At 70.1% G+C, this 20,410-nt stretch carries 13 protein-coding genes; 6 read left to right on the top strand and 7 right to left on the bottom strand.

Annotation, left to right across the window (positions count from 1 at the left end):
* Positions 1–25 precede the first annotated feature (25 nt).
* A complete protein-coding gene (locus tag ASH02_RS26665) occupies positions 26–787 on the top strand; it encodes a hypothetical protein (protein ID WP_200959138.1) in 762 nt (253 codons plus the stop codon).
* A gap of 164 nt (positions 788–951) precedes the next feature.
* Here the strand turns inward: ASH02_RS26665 and ASH02_RS13835 are convergent, their stop codons facing one another.
* Positions 952–1,491: a DUF305 domain-containing protein gene (locus ASH02_RS13835; RefSeq protein WP_056685386.1), complete on the bottom strand. Its 540-nt coding sequence runs from the start codon at positions 1,489–1,491 to the stop codon at positions 952–954.
* Positions 1,488–2,339 carry a pyridoxal kinase PdxY gene (gene pdxY / locus ASH02_RS13830; RefSeq protein WP_056685389.1) on the bottom strand — a complete coding sequence of 284 codons (852 nt, stop codon included), beginning with the start codon at positions 2,337–2,339 and terminating at the stop codon, positions 1,488–1,490. Before pdxY ends, ASH02_RS13835 begins: the two co-directional genes overlap by 4 nt.
* 117 nt (positions 2,340–2,456) lie before the next feature.
* Here pdxY and ASH02_RS13825 point away from each other — a divergent pair, with 117 nt between their 5' ends.
* Positions 2,457–4,079, top strand: a complete 1,623-nt coding sequence (locus ASH02_RS13825; RefSeq protein ID WP_056685391.1) for a GMC family oxidoreductase — start codon at positions 2,457–2,459, stop codon at positions 4,077–4,079.
* Positions 4,080–4,083: 4 nt separating this feature from the next.
* The gene (locus ASH02_RS13820; RefSeq protein WP_056685394.1) at positions 4,084–5,637 is read left to right on the top strand and encodes a succinic semialdehyde dehydrogenase; all 1,554 of its coding nucleotides are present in this window, start codon (positions 4,084–4,086) and stop codon (positions 5,635–5,637) included.
* A 91-nt stretch (positions 5,638–5,728) separates the two neighbouring features.
* Here the strand turns inward: ASH02_RS13820 and ASH02_RS13815 are convergent, their stop codons facing one another.
* Positions 5,729–6,508: a dioxygenase family protein gene (locus tag ASH02_RS13815; protein ID WP_235539048.1), complete on the bottom strand. Its 780-nt coding sequence runs from the start codon at positions 6,506–6,508 to the stop codon at positions 5,729–5,731.
* Positions 6,509–6,637: 129 nt separating this feature from the next.
* Between ASH02_RS13815 and ASH02_RS13810 the strand changes: the two genes are divergently transcribed.
* Together ASH02_RS13810 and ASH02_RS13805 are read left to right on the top strand one after the other, a co-directional pair.
* Complete coding sequence (locus tag ASH02_RS13810) at positions 6,638–7,342, top strand: uracil-DNA glycosylase (RefSeq protein ID WP_057294930.1); 705 nt, start codon at positions 6,638–6,640, stop codon at positions 7,340–7,342.
* 75 nt (positions 7,343–7,417) lie between these two features.
* Complete coding sequence (locus tag ASH02_RS13805) at positions 7,418–12,961, top strand: ATP-binding protein (RefSeq protein ID WP_057294929.1); 5,544 nt, start codon at positions 7,418–7,420, stop codon at positions 12,959–12,961.
* Between the two features lie 60 nt (positions 12,962–13,021).
* On the opposite strand, the gene ASH02_RS13800 is transcribed toward ASH02_RS13805, so the two are convergent.
* The 4 genes from ASH02_RS13800 to ASH02_RS13785 all read right to left on the bottom strand — a co-directional run bounded on the left by ASH02_RS13800 (position 13,022) and on the right by ASH02_RS13785 (position 18,604).
* Positions 13,022–14,446, bottom strand: a complete 1,425-nt coding sequence (locus tag ASH02_RS13800) for a pyridoxal phosphate-dependent decarboxylase family protein (protein WP_057294928.1) — start codon at positions 14,444–14,446, stop codon at positions 13,022–13,024.
* Positions 14,443–15,801, bottom strand: a complete 1,359-nt coding sequence (locus ASH02_RS13795; protein WP_057294927.1) for an MFS transporter — start codon at positions 15,799–15,801, stop codon at positions 14,443–14,445. Before ASH02_RS13795 ends, ASH02_RS13800 begins: the two co-directional genes overlap by 4 nt.
* Before the next feature lie 112 nt (positions 15,802–15,913).
* On the bottom strand, positions 15,914–17,239 hold the full coding sequence (locus ASH02_RS13790) for a MinD/ParA family ATP-binding protein (protein WP_200949846.1): 1,326 nt from the start codon (positions 17,237–17,239) through the stop codon (positions 15,914–15,916).
* A 117-nt stretch (positions 17,240–17,356) separates the two neighbouring features.
* A complete protein-coding gene (locus ASH02_RS13785; protein WP_056685412.1) occupies positions 17,357–18,604 on the bottom strand; it encodes an alpha/beta fold hydrolase in 1,248 nt (415 codons plus the stop codon).
* 55 nt (positions 18,605–18,659) lie between these two features.
* On the opposite strand from ASH02_RS13785, the gene ASH02_RS13780 reads away from it, so the two are divergent.
* Positions 18,660–20,204: an FMN-binding glutamate synthase family protein gene (locus tag ASH02_RS13780; protein ID WP_056890067.1), complete on the top strand. Its 1,545-nt coding sequence runs from the start codon at positions 18,660–18,662 to the stop codon at positions 20,202–20,204.
* Positions 20,205–20,410 lie beyond the last annotated feature (206 nt).

Raw genomic sequence — 20,410 nt, 5'->3', positions numbered from 1 at the left:
GGCAGACGGGCCTACGATGGCGGGCATGGCCACACCGCTGCGTCACAAGATCGTGAACAACTCCGCCTCCTACCTGCGCCCCGGCGAGCAGGTGCAGGCGGTCCTGGCCGGGCAGACCATCACCGGGTGGTGGGCCCTGCTCACCTACCTGTTCTTCTTCTGGCTGCGCTACCGCGCGGTCCTGGTGACGGACCAGCGCATCCTCGTCCTCGACACCGGCAGGTGGTCGATGACCAAGCCGAAGGGTGTGGTCGCGGAGCTGCCGCGCAACGTGATCATCGGGCCGGCCAGTGGCCTGTGGTGGAAGTGCCTGACGCTCGGCGAGAAGCTCTACGTGCACAAGCGCTTCCACAAGGACGTCCTCGCCGCCGACACGGCGCTGATGGAGTCGGGCGTCCCGCCGCAGCAGATCCCGCTCGGCGGCCACGCGCAGTCGCAGGGTCAGCAGTCGCAGGGTCAGCAGTTCCCGGGGCAGGACCAGTGGCAGGCGCCGGGGCAGCACGCCGCGCCCCAGGGTCAGCAGTGGCCGGCGCCGCAGGAGCAGTACGCCGCACCGCAGGACCAGTGGCCGGCTGCGCAGCAGCAGTGGCCCGCGCCGGGCCCGCAGGGCGCACCGCAGGACCAGTGGCAGCAGTGGCCCCCCGCCCCCGGGCAGCAGCAGTGGCCGGCTCCGCAGCAGGCGCCCGAGCCGCCGGCCCCGAAGAAGGCCGACCCCTGGCGGTCGGGCGAGCTCGACGAGCCCGACTTCGACAACCGCACCCGGATCCGCCCGCGCCCCGAGGAGTGAGCCCGGACTGAGTCCGGACTGAGCCCTCCGGCGCTCCGAACCCTGCCGCGTCCGGCGGGCCGTGGAACATGCAGTTCGGTCGCTGAGGCGCGGCTCTCACGCTCAAGGACGGACGTGGAAGCCCGAACTGCATGTCGGACGGTCCGCGTGAGCCCCGTGGGCGACTAGTCCAGGGTGTCGAGGGCGGCCTGCGACTGGCGCTCGGCCGCTTCGGCGAGCTCGCCGGCCGACTGGTCGGTGCCGTCGTACGCCGAGGCCGCGGTCGTCGTACCGTCCAGGGCGGCGCGGAGCAGCTCGGTGAACGCCGTGGCGAAGTCGTCGCCGGACAGTTCCTCCAGGCCGTGGATGTCGTCCTCGGTCGGCGTGCCCTCGAGGTCGGGGGCGTCCGCCTCGATGCCGTGGTCGACCCCGTGGTCGCGCACGGTCACGGGCACGTCGGCGCCCCACTCGGCCAGCAGGTCGGCCGAGGTCTCGATGCGCGCCGTGGCGTCGGCGCGGACCGTCTCGACCGCCGTCGAGGTGGTCGTGGGCAAGGTCTGGCCGAGGGAGGCGTCGAGCAGGTTGAGCAGCGCCGCGTCGCGGTGCATCAGCTCGGTCGCGAAGGCGGCGCGGTCGGCGCTGCCTTCCTTGGCGTCGGAGTCGTCGGACGAGCAGCCGAACAGCAGGAACGCCAGCAGGCCGGTGACGAGCAGGCGGAACCTCATCGCACCCGACGTACGTCGAACTGCGAGGCAGGGTTGGCGATCGACTCCTGGCCGAGCACGATCTGGAGCTCGCGTTCACCGGAGTCGATCGTCGCCTGGAGCACGCCGAGCACCGACGACGCCGTGGCGCCCAGGGCGTACGCCGGGTCGCCGGTCGTGCGCAGGTGGGCGGTGAACAGGGCGGCGGTGAGGTCGCCGGACCCGTTGGCCTTCAACGGGAGCCGCGGCGTCTGCACGATCCACGCCCCGTCGTCGGTGACCGCCAGCATCTCGAGGGTGTCGGCGGGCGCGTCGGGCTGCTCGACGCTGGTCACCAGCACGGTCGAGGGGCCCATCGCGCGGGCCAGGTCGACAGAGGCGAGGGTCTCGTCCAGGGAGAGTGGCGAGGTGTCGGTGAGGAAGCCGAGCTCGAACTGGTTGGGCGTGATCAGGTCGGCCGCGGGCACCACGCGGTCGCGCAGCAGCGGCGGGATCGCCGGGTTCACGAAGCAGCCGCTCTTCGCGTTGCCCATCACCGGGTCGCACGCGTAGATCGCGGCGGGGTTGGCCTTCTTGACCCGGGCGACGGCGTCGAGGATCACGTCGCCAATCTCCTCGCCGCCCTGGTAGCCGGACAGCACCACGTCGACCTGGTCGAGCACGCCGCGTTCCTCGATGCCGGTGATGACCTCGCGCACGTCGTCCGCGGCGAGCATCGGCCCACGCCAGGCGCCGTACCCGGTGTGGTTGGAGAAGTGCACGGTGAACACCGGCCACACCTCGTGGCCGAGGCGCTGCAGCGGGAAGACGGCGGCGGAGTTGCCGACGTGGCCGTAGGCGACCGAGGACTGGATGGAGAGGATCTTCACCGGCACATCCTCCCATCCGGATTGGCGTACTCAAGGTACGGAAACCCCTTCCCGGCGAAACTAGAACTTGTTACAGTCGGCTGTCCGGCGAGATCGAACACATGAGGGTGGAGAACGATGGCCAAGCAGGGGAGCGTCAACGAGGCCGAGTACGTCGTGGTGGGCGCCGGGAGTGCCGGATGCGCCGTGGCGGGTCGGCTCGCCGACGCCGGGCACAGCGTCGTACTCCTCGAAGCCGGCGGCTCCGACAAGTCGATGATGTTCCGCAAGCCCGGCATGATCACGATGATCCATGCCGAGCCGAAGCTGAAGGCGAAGTTCGACTGGGGCTACTACAACGCCCCGCAGGAGCACCTCAACAACCGCAGGATCCCGGCCACCCGCGGCAAGCTGATGGGCGGCTCGAGTTCGGTCAACGGGATGATCTTCGTGCGCGGCAACCGGGCCGACTTCGACTCCTGGGCCGACGAGGGCAACAAGGGCTGGTCGTACGACGACGTGCTCGAGACCTACAAGAAGCTGGAGAACTGGGAGGGCGGCGCCGACGACTACCGCGGCACCGGCGGACCGGTCCAGGTGATCGAGAACCACGACATCACCGACGCGGCGAAGTCGTTCGTGCAGGCCGGCGAGGCTGCCCTCGGGGTGGCCAGCACGCCCGACTACAACGGCGCCGAGCAGTCCGGCATGCACGTCATCCAGGAGTCGACCCGCGACGGCGTCCGCTACTCCGCGTCCCGCGCCTACGTCACCGACAACGCCTCGCCCGGCCTCTCCGTACAGACCGGCGCGACCGTGGCACGTGTGGTGATCGAGGCCGGCCGGGCCACCGGCGTCGAGGTGATCGAAGGCACCTCTCGCCGCACGATCAGGGCCACCAAGGAGGTCATCGTCAGCGCCGGAGCCTTCGGATCGCCGCAGATCCTGCAGCTCTCCGGCATCGGCCACGCCGACCACCTCGCCGGCTTCGGCATCCAGGTGCACGCCGACCTTCCGGTGGGTGACAACCTGCACGACCACCTGTTCGTGCCGACCACCTGGCACGTCACGAACTCGCCGCACAAGGGCAACGCCTTCTACTTCGGCAAGGGCATCCTCAAGGACCGGCTCAAGCCCGGCCGGACCTTCATGGCCCACTCGGTCTTCGAGTCCGGCGCGTTCGTGAGCACGTCGCTGGCCGAGGGCGGACCCGACATGCAGCTGCTGGCCCTGCCGTGGTCCTACCCGGCGCCCAACCAGGACGCCCCGGTCCGGATGAAGCCCGACCAGCGCACGTCGTGGAGTGCGTTCTCGACGCTGATCCAGCCGAAGTCGCGCGGCACCCTGCGGCTGGCCAGCGCCGACCCGACCGTCGCGCCGATCATCGACCCGCAGTTCCTCGCCGAGCCCGACGACCTCAAGGTGCTGGTCGAGGGGCTCGAGATGATCCGCGAGATCATGCACCACCCGTCGATCGCCGCCACCGTGAAGGGCGAGTACGAACCCGGACCGGCGTACGACGGCCAGAGGCTGGTCGACGAGGTGCTGAACCGGGCCACGACGGTCTACCACCCGGTCGGCTCGTGCCGCATGGGCGTCGACGACCGTGCCGTGGTCGACCCCGAGCTCAAGGTGGTCGGCATCGAGGGCCTGCGCGTCGCCGACGCCTCGATCATGCCGACCATCATCCGCGGCAACACGAACGCACCGTCGATCATGATCGGCGAGAAGGCCGCCGAACTCATCCTCCAGGGAGCCTGACGCCATGAACCGACCTGTCTCCGTCACCGATGCCTTCCTCCAGCAGCTCGTCTCGCGAGTGCCCTCGACCTCGGGCGGCACGTGGAAGCTGACCGAGGTCTACACCGGCGAGGTGCTGGTCGAGCTGCCCCAGTCGACGCCCGACGACATCACGGCGGCCTTCGAGGCCTCTCGCCGCGCGCAGGCGGAGTGGTCGCAGTGGCCGTTGAAGAAGCGGCTGAAGGTCTTCAAGAGGTTCCACTCGCTGGTGCTGTCGCGCAACGAGACGATCGTCGACCTGATCCAGGTCGAGAGCGGCAAGGCCCGACGGATGGCGTTCGAGGAGACCCTCGACATCCCGATGGTGGCCGGCTACTACCTCAAGCGCGCGGCCAGGCTGCTGGCGCCGAAGAAGCATGCCGGCCCGGTGCCCGTGGTGTCGTCCTCCCTCGAGGTGCGCCAGCCCAAGGGCGTCGTCGGCATCATCGCGCCGTGGAACTTCCCCTTCGCCACCGGCATCTCCGACGCCATCCCGGCCCTGATCGCCGGCAACGGCGTGGTGGTCAAGCCCGACAACAAGACCGCGCTCTCGCCGCTGTACGGCGTGCAGCTGCTCGAGGAGGCCGGGCTGCCGCGCGGTCTCTTCCAGGTGGTGTGCGGCGAAGGTCCCGACGTCGGGCCGACATTGATCGACAACGCCAACTACGTGATGTTCACCGGCTCCACGGCCACCGGCCGGGTTATCGGCGAGCGGGCCGGGCGCAACCTGATCGGCTGCTGCCTCGAGCTCGGCGGCAAGAACCCGATGATCGTGCTGCCCGACGCCAACCTCGACGACGTGGTCAAGGGTGCCCTGTTCGGTGCGTTCGGGAACACCGGCCAGATCTGCATGCACATCGAGCGGATGTACGTCCACGACTCGATCTACGACGACTTCAGGTCACGGTTCGTCGCGGCCACGGAGAAGCTGCGGGTGCGGGCGACGTACGACTTCGAGGCGGAGGTGGGCTCGCTGGTCTCGGTCGACCACAAGAACCGCGTCGCCTCGCACGTCGAGGATGCCGTCGCCAAGGGCGCCGTCGTGGTGACCGGTGGGCGCGAGCTGCCCGAGGTGGGGCCGGCGTTCTACGCGCCGACGATCCTCGAGGGCGTCACCAAGGACATGCTGGCCGGCGTCGGCGAGACGTTCGGGCCGGTCGTGGCGCTGCACCGCTACTCGTCGGAGAACGAGGCGATCGCGCTGGCCAACGACACCGACTACGGGCTGAACGCCTCGGTGTGGGGCGGCGACATCGACCACGCGACCAGCGTCGGCCGGCGGATCCACTCGGGCAACGTCAACATCAACGACATCCTCGCCACGGCGTACGCCTCGAAGGGCACGCCGTCCGGCGGCGTGAAGCAGTCGGGCGTCGGCGCGCGTCACGGCGACCAGGGCCTGCTGAAGTACACCGACGTCCAGAACGTCGGCATCCTGCGCAAGCAGGTGATGGGCGCGCCCGACGGCATCCCGTTCGAGAAGAACGTCGAGCAGCAGATCAAGGGCCTGGCCATCATGCGCAAGCTCCGCATCCGCTGATACGAGCCTGCAATTGTTGATGCGCGAACCGGCAGTTGTTGCGTCGCGAACCGGCGATTCTTGATGCGCGAACCGGCAGTTGTTGTTGCGGTCAGGCCATCTGGAACGAGCGCTTCGACAGGCCCATCCAGTAGCCGTCGATCCTCTTGTCCCGCGGGTCGTCGGCATTGCGCGAGGCGCCGAGCGAGATGAACAGCGGGATGTAGTGCTCGACGGTCGGGTGCGCGTAGGGCATGCCCGGCGCCTTCGTCTTGTACGCCGCCAGCTCGTCGATGTCACCACGTGAGAGGGCCTCGGCGGCCCAGAGGTCGAAGTCCTTGGACCATCCCGGTGCGGCGGCCTCGATCGACCAGTCCTTGAGGAACGGCAGGCCGTGGGTCAGGAATCCGGAGCCGATGATCAGCACGCCCTCGTCCCTCAAGGGGCGCAGGCGCTCGCCGAGCTTGAGCAGCTTGTAGGGGTCCTCGGTCGGCAGCGACATCTGCAGGACCGGGATGTCGGCGTCGGGGTACATGATCTTCAGCGGCACCCACGCGCCGTGGTCGAGCCCGCGGCTGCGGTGCTGGTGCACGGGCTCACCCTGCGGCATCATCGCCGCGACGCGCTTCGCGAGTGCGCTCGCGTCGGGCGTCGCATAGGTCATCTGGTAGTACTTCGGCGCGAAGCCTCCGAAGTCGTAGACCAGCGGCACGTTCGACGCGGTGAGACTGACCGGCGCGGACTCCCAGTGAGCACTCACGATCAGGATCGCCTTGGGGCGCGGCAGGTCGCGCGCCCAGGACGCGAGCTCACCCGCCCAGACCGGGTCGTCGAGGAGCGGGGGAGCGCCGTGGCCGATGTAGAGCGCCGGCATCGTCATCGTGGAGTCCATGTCAATCACAATAGTTTAACCTTCAACTTTATTCCACCCCTCTTCCTGGACAGTCCCCAACGTCTGGCACCTCTCCCTGCTCGAATCGGGTGTCAAACGTGGGGGACCATCTCGGTAGGGTCGGGAGGCATGAGCGTGTTGTCGAGGTTGGTCGAGAAGGGGCTCGTCGCCGAGGACTGGGCCGCTGCCCTGGCGTCGGTCGACGACCAGATCGCCTCGATGGGGCGGTTCCTGCGCGAGGAGCTGGCGGCCGGGCGTCCCTATCTTCCGCACGGCGATCACGTGCTCCGCGCGTTCCAGCGCCCGCTCGCCGACGTACGCGTGCTGGTCGTCGGCCAGGACCCCTATCCCACGCCCGGCCATCCGATCGGCCTGAGCTTCGCGGTGGCGCCCGACGTACGACCGATCCCGCGCAGCCTGACCAACATCTACCAGGAGCTGCACACCGACCTCGGCCTCGAACCTGCCGCCCACGGAGACCTGACCGCGTGGTCCGACCAGGGCGTCATGCTGCTGAACCGGGTGCTGACCGTGCGCCCCGGCGAGGCCGCGTCGCACCGCGGGCGGGGCTGGGAAGCGGTCACCGAGTGCGCGATCCAGGCGGTCGTACGCCGGGGAGGGCCGCTCGCCGCGATCCTCTGGGGCCGTGACGCGCAGTCGCTGAAGCCGATGCTGGGCGCCGTGCCGTGGGTGGAGTCCGCGCACCCGTCGCCCCTGTCGGCGCACCGCGGTTTCTTCGGGTCGCGGCCGTTCAGCCGGGTGAACCGGATGCTGGAGGAGCAAGGTGGCCGGGCGGTGGACTGGAGGTTGCCGCAGGTCGCTGCGGCGATGTGACTGGTTCGTAACGTTCAACCCGTGGCAGCCTGCGGACGTGCACACTGTGCGCCACCGTCACCAGGGAGGTCTGCGTTGCTGACTCGAATCGCTGTCGTCAACCGTGGAGAGGCCGCGATCCGGCTGATCCGTGCCGTGCGAGACCTCAACGCCGAGGGCGGTGCCCAGCTCACCACGATCGCCCTCTTCACGGACGACGAACGGTCAGCGATGTTCGCGCGCGAGGCCGACGAGGCCTACGGCCTCGGCCCCGCCTCCGCGCGCCCCTACCTCGACCACGCGGTCCTGGAGCGCGCCCTGGTCGAGACCCGTGCCGACGCGGTCTGGGTCGGCTGGGGCTTCGTCGCCGAGGACCCCGCCTTCGCCGACCTCTGCGACCGGCTGGGCATCACGTTCATCGGCCCGTCCGGTGAGTCGATGCGCAAGCTGGGCGACAAGATCGGGTCGAAGCTGATCGCCGAGGAGGTCGGGGTGCCCGTCGCACCCTGGAGCCGCGGCGGGGTGGACACCCTCGAGGAGGCACTGGCCTCCGCCGAGCAGGTCGGCTACCCGCTGATGCTCAAGGCCACCGCCGGCGGTGGCGGGCGAGGCATCCGCAAGGTCGAGAACCCGGCCGACCTCGAGGACGCCTACCAGCGCACCCGCGACGAGGCCGAGCGCGCCTTCGGCAGCGGCGTGGTCTTCCTCGAGCGCCTCGTGACCGGCGCCCGCCACGTCGAGGTGCAGCTGATCGCCGACGGGCAGGGTACGGCGTGGGCGCTCGGCGTACGCGACTGCTCCGTGCAGCGCCGCAACCAGAAGGTGATCGAGGAGTCCGCCTCCCCGCTCCTCGACGAAACCCAGGTCGCCGAGGTCAAGGAGTCGGCCGAACGCCTGGCGCTGGCCGTCGGCTACCGCGGCGCCGGCACCGTCGAGTTCCTCTACCACCCCGAGACGCGCACCTTCGCGTTCCTCGAGGTCAACACCCGGCTGCAGGTCGAGCACCCGATCACCGAGGTCACCACCGACGTCGACCTCGTCAAGGCGCAGCTGCACGTCGCGGCCGGTGGCCGCCTGGAGGGCGAGCGCCCGGCCGAGGTCGGCCACGCCGTCGAGGCCCGGCTCAACGCCGAGGACCCCGACCGCGACTTCGCGCCCTCACCCGGCCGCATCGCCCTGCTGGAGCTGCCCGCCGGCCCCGGCATCCGGGTCGACTCGGGCGTCGCGGAGGGCGACACGATCCCCGCCGACTTCGACTCGATGATCGCCAAGGTGATCGCCTACGGCCGCACCCGTGCCGAGGCACTCGCCCGGCTGCGCCGCGCCATGGCCGACACCACCGTCGTGATCGAGGGCGGCGCGACCAACAAGAGCTTCATCCTCGACCTGCTCGACCAGCCCGAGGTCGTCGACGGCAATGCGATGGTCGACGGCAGCGCGGTCGGATGGGCCGACACCGGGTGGATCGACCGGGTCCGTGCCGAGGGCCGGCTGGTCGCGCACAAGCACTCGGGAGTGGCCCTGGTGGCCGCGGCGATCGAGGCCTACGAGGACGAGGAAGCGGTCGAGATCGCCCGCCTCCTCGAGACCGCCCGTGGCGGTCGCCCGCAGGTGCAGCACACCGTCGGACGGCCGGTCGAGCTCAAGCTGCGCGGCACCGTCTATCGAGTCACGGTGGTGCAGACCGGTCCCGAGACCTATCGGGTGACCGTGGCGCTCGGGGACCAGTCCGAGACGTTGACGGCCTCCCTCGACCGGCTCGACGAGTTCCACGCCCGGCTCACCATCGACGACCAGAGGTTCCGACTGGTCAGCGCCACCCACGGCCCGATGCACCTCGTCGAGGTCAACGGGGTCGCGCACCGGGTCAGCCGTGACGAGGGCGGCGTCGTACGCTCCCCGGCGCCGGCGCTGGTCGTGGCCACGCCCGTCCGTGCCGGCGACGTGGTCGAGGCCGGCACACCCGTTCTCGTGCTCGAGTCCATGAAGATGGAGACCGTCCTCCACGCCCCCGTCGCCGGGACCGTGAAGGAGCTGCTGGTCACCACGGGCTCACAGGTCGAGACCGGCGCGCCGCTGCTCAGGCTCGAGCCCGACGCCGAGGCCGATGCGGCTCCGGCCACCGCGGCTCCGGGCGAGGCTCCCGGCCTCGACCTGCCGGTCGCCCGTGGTGAGGTGACGCTCGACGAGCGGGTACGCCGGGGTCTCGCTGACCTGAGTGCCGTCCTGATGGGCTTCGACCTCGACCACAGGGCCGACCGTGCCGTGGTCGACGACTACCTGGGCGCCCGCGAGGCATTCCGTGCCGAGGGTGGCGACGTGCTGACCGACGAGCTGGCCCTGCTCGCCATGTTCGCCGACTTCGCCGAGCTCAGCCGCAACCGGCCGGCCGGGGAGCAGCTGCACACCGAGCTCCGGGTGCACAGCTCGCGTGAGCACTTCCACACCTACCTGCAGAGCCTCGACGTGGAGCGCGGCGGCCTGCCCGACGAGTTCCGGCAGCGCCTGATCCGTGTGCTGGCCCACTACGGGGTGGCCGACCTCGACCGTACGCCGCAGCTCGACGAGGCGGTCTTCCGGATCTTCCTCTCCCAGCAGCGATTCGCCACCGACCTCGCGCTGGCCACGTCGCTGCTCGAGCGCTGGATGGCCGAGCCGCCGCCGGCGACCGAGATCGGCGCCGGCGTGCGCGAGCTCCTCGACCGCCTGGTGCGTGCCACCCAGCTCCGGTTCCCGGTGGTCGGCGACCTGGCCCGCAGTGTGCGGTTCCGCTGGTTCGACCAGCCGGCCGTCGACGCCGAGCGCGCCGGCGTACTCGCGGCCGGGCGCAACGAGGCCGCAGCGCTGGCCGCGGACCCGGACCTCTCCGATCGCGACGCCCGCCTCGACGCCCTGGCCGACATCCCGGAGCAGATCGTCGGGTTCCTCGCCGAGCGGCTCGAGAAGGGCATCCCCGCCCACGAGCCGATGCTGGAGGTCCTCTTCCGCAGGCACTACCGCGAGTACGACCTGCACGACGCCCGGCCGGTCCACATCGACGACCGCCCCTGCGCGGTCGCCGACTACACGCTCGACGGACGCCCCACCCACCTGGTCTCCACCGTCGGACATGTCTCGGAGCTCGTCCCCGGCAGCGGACTGGGCGACGCCGTCGACCAGCTGGTCGACGGGGGCGGGGACGGCGTGGACGTCGTCGCCGACCTCTACCTCGGCTGGGCCGACGCGCCGGCCACCCCCGACGCGATGTCGGCCGAGCTGGGTCGCCTGGTCAACGCGCTCTCGTTCTCCGCCGCCGTACGCCGCCTCGTGATCGCGGTGTGCCCCGGGTCCGGCCGTCCCGTGGAGTACTTCACCTTCCGGCCTGCCGAGGGCGGAGCCGTCGAGGACACCCTCGTGCGCGGCCTGCACCCCATGGTCGCGCGCCGCCTCGACCTGTGGCGCCTGCGCAACTTCCACGTCACCCGCCTCGACGCCCCCGAGGACGTCCTGCTCTACGAGTGCGTGGCGCGGGAGAACGCCCAGGACCGGCGCCTGGTCGCGCTGGCCCAGGTGCGCCAGCTCGCCATCATCCGCGACGACGAGGGCCGGGTGATTGCCGTACCCCATGCCGAGCGTGCGGTCGAGAACTGCCTCGAGGCGATCCGTCGGGTGCGCACCTCCCGCGGGGCCGCGGGGAGCAAGCTCGACGTCAACCACGTGTGGGTGCAGGTGTGGCCGGTGGTCGACGCCGACGTCGACCAGCTCACCACCCTGCAGGGCAAGATCACGCCGCTCACCGACGGCGCGGGCATCGAGGAGGTCGTGGCCCAGGGCCGCATCGCCGGGCCCGACGGGCAGGCGACCCCGGTCGCCATCCGGTTCCACGCCCGGCCCGGGTCCGGCGTCACCGCCTCGATCGAGCCGCCGCCCACCGAACCGCTCAAGCCGCTCGACGAGTACGCCGGCAAGGTGCTCCGGTCGCGTCGCCGCGGAATGGTCTACCCATACGAGCTGACCGGAGTCCTGGCCGGCAACGGCGGAACCCTGGTCGAGCACGACCTCGACGAGAACGGTGTGCTCGTTCCGGTCGACCGCGCGCCGGGCCTGAACAAGGCCGGGATCCTCGTGGCCGTGGTCACCACCCCGACGACCCTGCACCCCGAGGGAGTCACCCGCGTGGTGCTCTGCGGTGACCCGACGAAGGCGCTGGGAGCGGTCTCCGAGGCCGAGTGCGCGCGGCTGATCGCGGCGATCGACCTGGCCGAGCAGATGCAGGTCCCGGTCGAGTGGTTCGCGATCTCGGCGGGCGCCCGCATCTCGATGGAGTCCGGAACCGAGAACATGGACTGGGTGGCCGCCGGCCTCAAGCGCATCATCGAGTTCACCCAGGATGGCGGCGAGATCAACATCGTGGTCGCCGGCATCAACGTCGGCGCCCAGCCCTACTGGAACGCCGAGGCCACGATGCTCATGCACACCAAGGGCATCCTCGTGATGACGCCCGACAGTGCCATGGTGCTGACCGGCAAGCAGTCGCTCGACTTCTCCGGAGGCGTCTCCGCTGAGGACAACTTCGGTATCGGCGGCTACGACCGGGTGATGGGCCCCAACGGCCAGGCGCAGTACTGGGCGCCCGACCTGGCCAGCGCGTTCGGTGTGCTGATGGCCCACTACGACCACACGTACGTCGTACCCGGTGCCTCGGGTCCGCGGCGTGCGCCGAGCAACGACCCGGCCGACCGGGACATCACGTCCTTCCCGCATTCGGCACCCGGGAGCGACTTCTCGACGGTGGGCGAGATCTTCTCCGCGGCGACCAACCCCGACCGCAAGAAGGCCTTCGACATCCGGACCGTCATGCGGGCGCTGGCCGACCAGGACCACCCGACCCTCGAGCGCTGGGCCGGCATGGCCGACGCCGACACCGCGGTGGTGCAGGACGTCCACCTCGGTGGCAATCCGGTGTGCCTGCTGGGCATCGAGTCCCGGCCGGTGGCACGACGCGGCTTCCCGCCCACCGACGGCCCCGACACCTACACCGCGGGCACGCTGTTCCCGCGGTCGTCGAAGAAGGCGGCCCGGGCGATCAACGCCGCCAGCGGCAACCGGCCGATGGTGGTGCTGGCGAACCTCTCCGGCTTCGACGGCTCACCCGACTCGATGCGCAACCTGCAGCTCGAGTACGGCGCCGAGATCGGGCGGGCCATCGTCAACTTCGACGGTCCGATCGTCTTCTGCGTGATCTCGCGCTACCACGGTGGTGCCTTCGTGGTCTTCTCCAAGCGGCTCAACCCGCGGATGACCGTGCTGGCGATCGAGGGTTCCTACGCCTCAGTGCTGGGTGGCGCCCCGGCCGCGGCCGTGGTCTTCGCCGGCGAGGTCGACAAGCGCGCCGCGGCCGACCCGCGAGTGGCTGCCCTCGAGGAGCGGATCGGCGAGGCCTCCGGCACCGACCGTGCCGGCATGGTGCTCGAGCTGGCGACGTTGCGGGCCGAGTTGCGGGCCGAGAAGATCAGCGAGGTCGCCGCCGAGTTCGACGGTGTCCACGACATCCACCGCGCCGTTCGCGTGGGATCGGTCGACGAGGTCATCTCCGCCGCGCAGCTGCGGCCGAAGATCATCGAAGCGATCGAGAGAGGCGCACGAGCCGGCAGTTGTTGATGCGCGAGCCGTCAGTTCTTGCGTCGCGAACCCGCGCATCAAGAACTGCAGGTTCGTGGGTCAGGGGACAGGGCGTTGGAGGCGGTCGAGGAACGCGATCAGCAGGGCCTCGCGCATGGCGGGGGAGGCTACGTCGAGCATGGCGTTGACCTCGGCCATCCGCGCAGGCAGGGCCAGTGAGCCGTCGTCGGACGCGCTGACCAGCCCCGAGGCAGCCAGCAGTCCGTCGAAGTCGTCGTCGGACAGAGTCGTCGGGTCGAGCGCGGCGATGAAGGCCACCACCTCGGGGTCGACCGACACAGGGCCAGCCGTCACCGCGGACTCGACGGCCGCCTTCAGTGCTGCGAGGAAGTCGTCGACATGGGCCAGGGTCGCCGCCGAGACCGACAGGTGGATCGTGGCCGGCGCGTCGGCGTACGACATCTGCGGCTGGACGTACCACCCGGCCGCGGCCATCTCGTCGCAGACCGTGAACGGGTCGCACGCGTCGGTGCAGGCCAGCGCGACCAGCGTCGAATCCGGCTGTACGACGACCCGCAGGTCGGGGATTGACGTGATGCCTTCGACGATCCGGTCGACCGCGGTGAACACATCCTCGGCCAGGCGCAGGTAGCCGTCGTCGCCGATCGACTGCACCACGGCCCACGCCGCCGCCAGCGGGCCACCCGACTTCGTCGACTGCATCGTCGAGTTCAGCATCGTGTAGCCGGGCCAGTCCGCCGAGGCGAAGTACTGCGCCTTGCGCAGCGCGGGCGTGCGGTGCAGCAGGATCGACGTGCCCTTGGGTGCGTAGGCGTACTTGTGCAGGTCGACCGAGACGCTGGTGACCCCGTCGACCGCGAACGTCCACGGCGTCACCGGCCGCCCCAGCCGGGCGGCGTACGGCAGCACCCAGCCGCCGATGCAGGCGTCCACGTGGCAGCGCACGCCACGGGCCGCGGCAGCCGCCGCGATGTCGGTCACCGGGTCGACCACGCCATGGGCGTACGACGGTGCGCTGGCCACCACGAGGACGGTGCGGTCGTCGATCGCAGCGGCCATCGCATTCGCGTCCGCGCGGAAGTCGGACGTCACCGGGACCACGACGGCCTCGACCCCGAAGTAGTGGGAGGCCTTGTGGAATGCGGCATGTGCGGTGGACGGCAGCACCATGCGCGGGCGCTCGACGGACGGGTTGGCGTCGCGAGCCGCCTGCACGGCCAGCAGCACGGACTCGGTGCCGCCCGACGTCACGGAGCCGACCACGGACGGCGGTGCGTCGAGGAGCCCGCAGGCGAAGCCGACCAGCTCGTTCTCCATGGTGAGCAGCGACGGGAAGGCGGTCGGGTCGAGACCGTTCGAGCCGGCGTACGCCGCGACCGCGGCCCGGCCGACCTCGTCGACGTCGGGGAGTCCCGAGTCGTAGACGTAGGCCAGGGTGCGTCCGCCGTGGACCGGGAGGTCGCCGGCCTGCAGGGCGCGGAGGCGGGCGAGGACGTCGGTCATACGGGCTCCTGGGAGTCGGGTGCGGTCTCCTCGATCGAGGGGACCAGCAGTGTGGGGTCGCCGAGCGAGTAGCGCGAGAGCCACCACAGCGATGCGAGGGTCAGGGCGGCCGGCACCAGTGAGAAGCCGAGCACGATCGCGGTGACCGCCGAGTCGGGCTGATCCACGTCGCCGGAGGTCGAGGAACGGTAGTCGCCGGCGGCCAGCATCAGGGCGAAGAGCCCCGGTCCGAGAGCGAGCCCGAGCGTCTCGGCCGCCGTCCAGACGCCGGTGAACACCCCGACCCGGTTGGAGCCGGTGCGCAGGGCGTCGGCCGCGGCGGCGTCGGGCAACATCGCCATCGGGAACACCTGGGCGCCGGCATAGCCCACGCCGATCAGGCCGGTGGCGGCGAACACCACGCCGGCCGGGGCTTCGCGGGCCACGATCGCCAGCAGTGCGCCGGCGGCCAGCACCAACGACGCCGCGACATACCCCTGCTTCTTGCCCACGCGGGTGCCGAGCCGCGCCCACAGCGGCGTCAACAGCAGTGCCGGCCCGACGAAGCAGACGAACAGGATCGTCGACGCGCCCTGCCACTCGAGCACGTCGCCGGCGAGGTAGTCGACCCCGGCGAGCATGCAGCCCGTGGCCAGTGCCTGGAGGACGAACGTGATCAGCAGGAGCCTGAAGTCCCTTGCCTGGCTGACGATTCTCAGCTGGTCGGCCAACGACCCGGCGCCGGCACTGACCTCTCGATGGGGCGCGTTGCGGGTGCCGACGTACGTGCCGACGACACCGATCGCGATCAGCACGGCCATCACCACGCCCATCACGCGGTAGCCGTCACGGCCGCCGATCGCGTCGCGGATCAGCGGCGCGGTCGCACCGGCGAGCATGATCGTGAAAGCCAGGATCGCCACCCGCCACGACATCAGTCGCGTGCGTTCGTCGTACGAGTCGGTGATTTCGGCCGGCATCGCGACGTACGGCACCTGGAAGAAGGCGTACGCCGTCGCGCAGCCGAGGAAGCAGACCAGCACCCACAGCGCGTCGAGACCCTGCGAGCCGGACGACGGCCCCGCGAAGAGCAGCGCGAACGCCACCGCGAGGGACAGGCCACCGCGTAGCAGCCACGGACGCCGCGGGCCGCGCGGGTCGTCGGTCCGGTCGCTGATCCGGCCCGCGACGGGGTTGAGGATCACGTCCCACGCCTTCGGCAGGAACACGATCAGTCCCGCGTAGAGCGCGCCGATGCCCAGGCTGTCGGTCAGGAACGGCAGCAACATCAGGCCCGGCACCGTGCCGAACGCCCCGGTCGCGACCGAGCCGGTGGCGTAGCCGACGCGTACGCCGCGGGTCAGGGGCTCGGACATGTCCGAACACTAGCCATGCAACCGGCTGGGCGTCGGGAGTTGCGCAGAGTCAAGGATCCACGGTTCTGGCACCAACACGTGCAGGGTCGGGACGCAAGGAATGCCAGCTCGGTCAGAGGGCCTCGGCCATGGCGGCGCAGGCCTTCAACCACGCCGAGCGTGTGGCGTCGGAGAGCTGGTCGTACTGCACGACCGACCCGGCCACCAGCGCCGGGTCGTAGGGGATCCGGAAGACGTCACGCGTGCGCTGCGCATAGACGGCCGTGAGGTCCTTGGCCAGTTGCGCGTCGACGTTCGGTGACGGGTCGGCCAGCACGGTGATCGTCTTGTCCTTGATCTGCGAGTGCCCGGCGTCGGCGAGCGCGTCGAGCATCCACAGGCCGGAGTAGCCGGTGTCCTCGCGCACCGTGCAGGTCACCACGATCAGGTCGGCCATCTTGGCGGCGGCCAGCCAGTTCTCCGCACGCAGGTTGTTGCCGGTGTCGACCAGGATCAGGTGGTAGAACCGCTCGAGCAGCCGGTGCACGGCGTCGAAGTCGTTGGCCTTGATCGTGCCGGTCACGTCGGCCCGCTCGTCGGAGGCGAGCACGTCGAAGTGGGCGTCGCCCTGGCTGCGCACGAAGGCGCTGAGGTCGCCGATGCGCGACTCGTAGACGTCCTGGAACCGCTCGAGGTCGTCGAGCAGCTCGCGGGTCGTGTTGTGGTGGCCGACCTGCTCGCCACGCATGCCGAGCGTGCCGCGGGTCTCGTTGTTGTCCCACGCGACCACGCCTCCGCCGCGCACGGTGCCGAACGTGTAGCCGGCCGCGAGCACCGACGTGGTCTTTGCCGCGCCACCCTTCGGGTTCGCGAACACGACGGTGCGCGGCCCCGCGAACGAGCGTTGTACGGCGGCCCGCGACTGGCGCCACGTGCGTTCGGCCTTGCCCATCTTGGGCTTTATCAGGCCGAACGTGAGCTTGCGGACGACGCCCCGCCAGCCCCACGTCGCCGGGCCGATGTCGATCGCCTGGTGCCGGGCACGTAGGAAGTCCTGGGCGGTGGGAACGGGCTCAGGTTCCTGCTGGGGTGGGAGGTTCGGCTGCTGGCCGGCGTACTGCCCGCCCTGGGGAGGCCCCTGCTGGCCGGCCGGCGGTGGCTGCTGGCCGGTGGGCGGCTGCGCCTGGTGGGCGCCGGCAGGTGGTCGCTGGTGCTGGGGTGGCTGTGCGTAGGACGGTGGCGCGCCGTTGTACGCCGCAGCACCGTCTGTCGGCCCGGGCTGGCGCCTACGGGCGCCCGGGTTCGTCGACGGTCCGTTCTGCTGGCTGTTCTGGTGACCGGTCGCCGTCGGGGGATGCGCGGCGTACGGCCCCGAAGGCCCCGCGACCGGACTGGGCTGGAGCTGCCAGCGAGGGTGCTGGTCCGGGCCGTTTCCGCTGACCGGGGCGTCGTCGGGCATCGTTACCTCCGAGTGTGGTTCGAGCATCCGCTTGGCATTGTTGCATCCCGCCACGGTGACTCGGTGGCCCCGACGGCACGGCTCACAGGCCGCGGGCGTCCACCAACCCCGAGGGCGCTACTTCGCCAGGGAGCGTGAGCTGCCCGATCCGTAGCGCCGGGTCGGGCTGGCACCGATGCCGGCTGCCTCCGAGGCACCGGGCTTGGCCTTCTTCGCAGCAGGCTTCCTGGCAGGGGCCTTGTCGGGCGGGGAAGCCTCCTCGGGCTCCCTGTCGCTGGACCACTTGCTGATCCAGCCGTCGATGAACTTCCACGTCGTCTCGCGTGCCGAGCGTCCGGTGAGCATGCCTAGGTGACCTCCTGGGACGACCTCGAAGCGCACTTCGGGTGACCCGGTGAGTAGGGGAACAACTGCCTTCACGCACGCGACCGGAGCAATCCCGTCGGTGGCGCCGCCGAAGACCAGAACCGGCTTGTCGACGTCCTTGATCTCGATGCGACGATCACCGAACGCGAAGTAGCCGTACTTCAGGTCGTTGGTCTTGAAGAACCGATGGTAGAGCTGCCCGAACGTGCGGCCGGGGTAGGCGATCATGTTGGCGGTGAAGACCTCGACCGCCTCGATCTGCGCCAGGAAGTCCGTGTCGTCGAGATTCTGCAGCTTCACCAGCGGCTTGGAGACGAGCTTCTGGGCGGCGGAGAGCTGGAACGCCCACCGCACCAGGGGCTTCGGGGCGCCGCCCATGGCCTGGTAGACCCGCGTCACCGGGCCGCGGCCGTCGGTCAGGCCGCCGAGCCAGGGCCGGTCCGCCATCTTCACGAGCGGGCGCAGGGGCGCCATCAGCGGCACCTTCGCCACGTCGAACGGCGACCCGACGATGGTCATCGAGGCGATCGGGAGCGTCGGGTCGTCGGCGGCGGCCAGCGTCATGAAGATTCCGCCCAGGCTCCATCCGATGACGTGCACCGGTCGACCCCCGGCGTGTTCGGAGGCGGCCCGGATCGCCATCGGCACGACCTCGTCGATCCAGTGCTCCATGCCGAGGTTGCGGTCGCGGAACGACACCTCGCCGTACTCCACGAGGTACGTCGGTCGTCCGCCGGTGACCAGGTGCTCGACCAGGGAGCAGCCGCGGCGCAGGTCGAAGCAGATCGACGGCGCGGCCAGCGGTGTCACGAGCAGGACGGGGTCGCCGTCCTCCTTGACCTTGCCGCTCGGACGGTAGTGATAGACCTGCCGCAGGAGCCCTTCGTCGATCAGGGTGCGAGGCATCTTCCTGAGGTCCGCCACGCCGCCGTACAACATCTTGTGGGCGACGTTGCTCGCGGCTGAGACGACCTGATCGGGTTTCGGGATCAGATCCATGTTCGCAAAGTACCCGAACCTCGACATTCGTGGGCGCGACGACTAGACACTGACCATGAAGTGGAACGCGATCAGGACAGTGGGGGCCGCGGGAGTCGCGGCCATCGGTGCAGTGGCGGTGCACGACCTGACCCAGAAGAGGCATGCGCTCAAGCGGAACTTCCCGGTGGTCGCCAACCTGCGCTACCTGCTCGAGTCGATCGGCCCCGAGCTGCGGCAGTACATCATCACCGACAACGACCAGGAGCGGCCCTTCAGTCGCGACCAGAGGCGCTGGGTCTACGCCTCGTCGAAGCTGGAGAACAACTACTTCGGGTTCGGCACCGACAACAACATGGAGAACAACGTCGGCTACCCGATCATCCGGCACCGCACGTTCTCCGACGTCGCGCCGAACACCAGCATCCACGACGGCGAGGAGCAGCCGCTGCCGTCGGCGAAGGTGATGGGCGGGCCGCGGGGTCGCACGCACGCCTTCCGGCCGAACTCCATCGTGAACGTGTCGGCGATGAGCTTCGGCTCGTTGTCGGGAGCCGCGATCGAGGCCCTCAACAAGGGGGCGGCACTCGCCGGCACGCTGCACAACACCGGTGAGGGCGCCCTCTCGCCGCACCACAAGCAGGGTGGCGACCTGGTCTTCCAGATCGGTACGGCGTACTTCGGCTGCCGCGACGAGCAGGGGCGGTTCGACCTGTCCCGGCTCAAGGACGTGGTGGCCTCGGCGCCGGTCAAGGCGATCGAGATCAAGCTGAGCCAGGGCGCCAAGCCCGGACTGGGCGGCATGCTGCCGGCGGCCAAGATCAGCCAGGAGATCTCCGAGATCCGCGGCATCCCGATGGGGCACGACTGCTCGAGTCCCTCGCGGCACACCGAGTTCAGCGACGTCGACAGCATGCTCGACTTCGTCGAGACGATCGCCGACGCCACCGGCCTGCCCGTCGGCATCAAGTCCGCAGTGGGCAACATGGACTTCTGGCAGGACCTGCTCGAGCAGATCACCCCGGAGCGCTCGGTCGACTTCATCACCATCGACGGTGGCGAGGGTGGCACCGGCGCGGCTCCGCTGGTCTTCAGTGACTCGGTCGCGCTGCCGTGGCGGCTGGGTTTCAGCAGTGTCTTCAAGCTCTTCGCCGAGGCCGACAAGGACGGTGACATCACCTGGATCGGCTCGGCCAAGCTCGGCCTGCCGGAGAACGCGATCGTGGCGATGGCACTGGGTGCCGACATGGTCAACACCGCCCGCGGCGCCATGCTCGCGCTGGGCTGCATCCAGGCCCAGAAGTGCCACACCGACCACTGCCCGACAGGCGTCGCGACCCAGAACCCGTGGCTCGCACACGGCCTCGACCCCGAGCTGAAGTCGGTGCGGGTGGCCAACTACATCAAGACGATGCGGCGCGACCTGCTCAAGATCGCCGAGGCCTGCGGTGTGCCCCACCCCGGGTTGATCGGGATCGACGACGTCGACATCGTGGACGGCGTACAACAGACCCGGTCGCTGGGCGAGGTGTACGGCTACCGTCCCGGCTGGGGCCTCCCGCCGGAGTCGGTGCGCAGCGACATCACGGCGCTGATGGCGCCCCACGTGCCCACTCCCTGACCAACCGCGTGCTCTTGATGCGCGAACCGTGTGCTTTTGATGCGCGAACCGTGTGCTCTTGCGTCGCCAACCGCGTGCTTTTGATGCGCCAACCGTGTGCCCTTGCGCCTCGAACACCGGGTTCTTGATCTGCGACATCAAGAACCCGGTGTTCGCGTAACCAGAATCCACGGTTGGCGCATCAAGGATCCGGTGTTCGCGCATCA

The organism is Nocardioides sp. Soil796 (assembly GCF_001429525.1).
Classification (GTDB): domain Bacteria; phylum Actinomycetota; class Actinomycetes; order Propionibacteriales; family Nocardioidaceae; genus Nocardioides.
The sequence above is the reverse complement of the archived record's forward strand: the minus strand, read 5'-3'. Positions and strand labels throughout refer to the sequence as shown.

What these genes read in the sequence shown, in the direction of transcription:
- ASH02_RS13795 (WP_057294927.1), bottom strand. Translation starts at nt 15,801, where the DNA reads ATGTCCGAGCCCCTGACCCGCGGCGTACGCGTCGGCTACGCCACCGGC.
- ASH02_RS13785 (WP_056685412.1), bottom strand. Translation starts at nt 18,604, where the DNA reads ATGGATCTGATCCCGAAACCCGATCAGGTCGTCTCAGCCGCGAGCAAC.
- ASH02_RS13780 (WP_056890067.1), top strand. Translation starts at nt 18,660, where the DNA reads ATGAAGTGGAACGCGATCAGGACAGTGGGGGCCGCGGGAGTCGCGGCC.
- ASH02_RS13825 (WP_056685391.1), top strand. Translation starts at nt 2,457, where the DNA reads ATGGCCAAGCAGGGGAGCGTCAACGAGGCCGAGTACGTCGTGGTGGGC.
- ASH02_RS13790 (WP_200949846.1), bottom strand. Translation starts at nt 17,239, where the DNA reads ATGCCCGACGACGCCCCGGTCAGCGGAAACGGCCCGGACCAGCACCCT.
- ASH02_RS13815 (WP_235539048.1), bottom strand. Translation starts at nt 6,508, where the DNA reads ATGGACTCCACGATGACGATGCCGGCGCTCTACATCGGCCACGGCGCT.
- ASH02_RS26665 (WP_200959138.1), top strand. Translation starts at nt 26, where the DNA reads ATGGCCACACCGCTGCGTCACAAGATCGTGAACAACTCCGCCTCCTAC.
- ASH02_RS13835 (WP_056685386.1), bottom strand. Translation starts at nt 1,491, where the DNA reads ATGAGGTTCCGCCTGCTCGTCACCGGCCTGCTGGCGTTCCTGCTGTTC.
- ASH02_RS13800 (WP_057294928.1), bottom strand. Translation starts at nt 14,446, where the DNA reads ATGACCGACGTCCTCGCCCGCCTCCGCGCCCTGCAGGCCGGCGACCTC.
- ASH02_RS13820 (WP_056685394.1), top strand. Translation starts at nt 4,084, where the DNA reads ATGAACCGACCTGTCTCCGTCACCGATGCCTTCCTCCAGCAGCTCGTC.
- ASH02_RS13810 (WP_057294930.1), top strand. Translation starts at nt 6,638, where the DNA reads ATGAGCGTGTTGTCGAGGTTGGTCGAGAAGGGGCTCGTCGCCGAGGAC.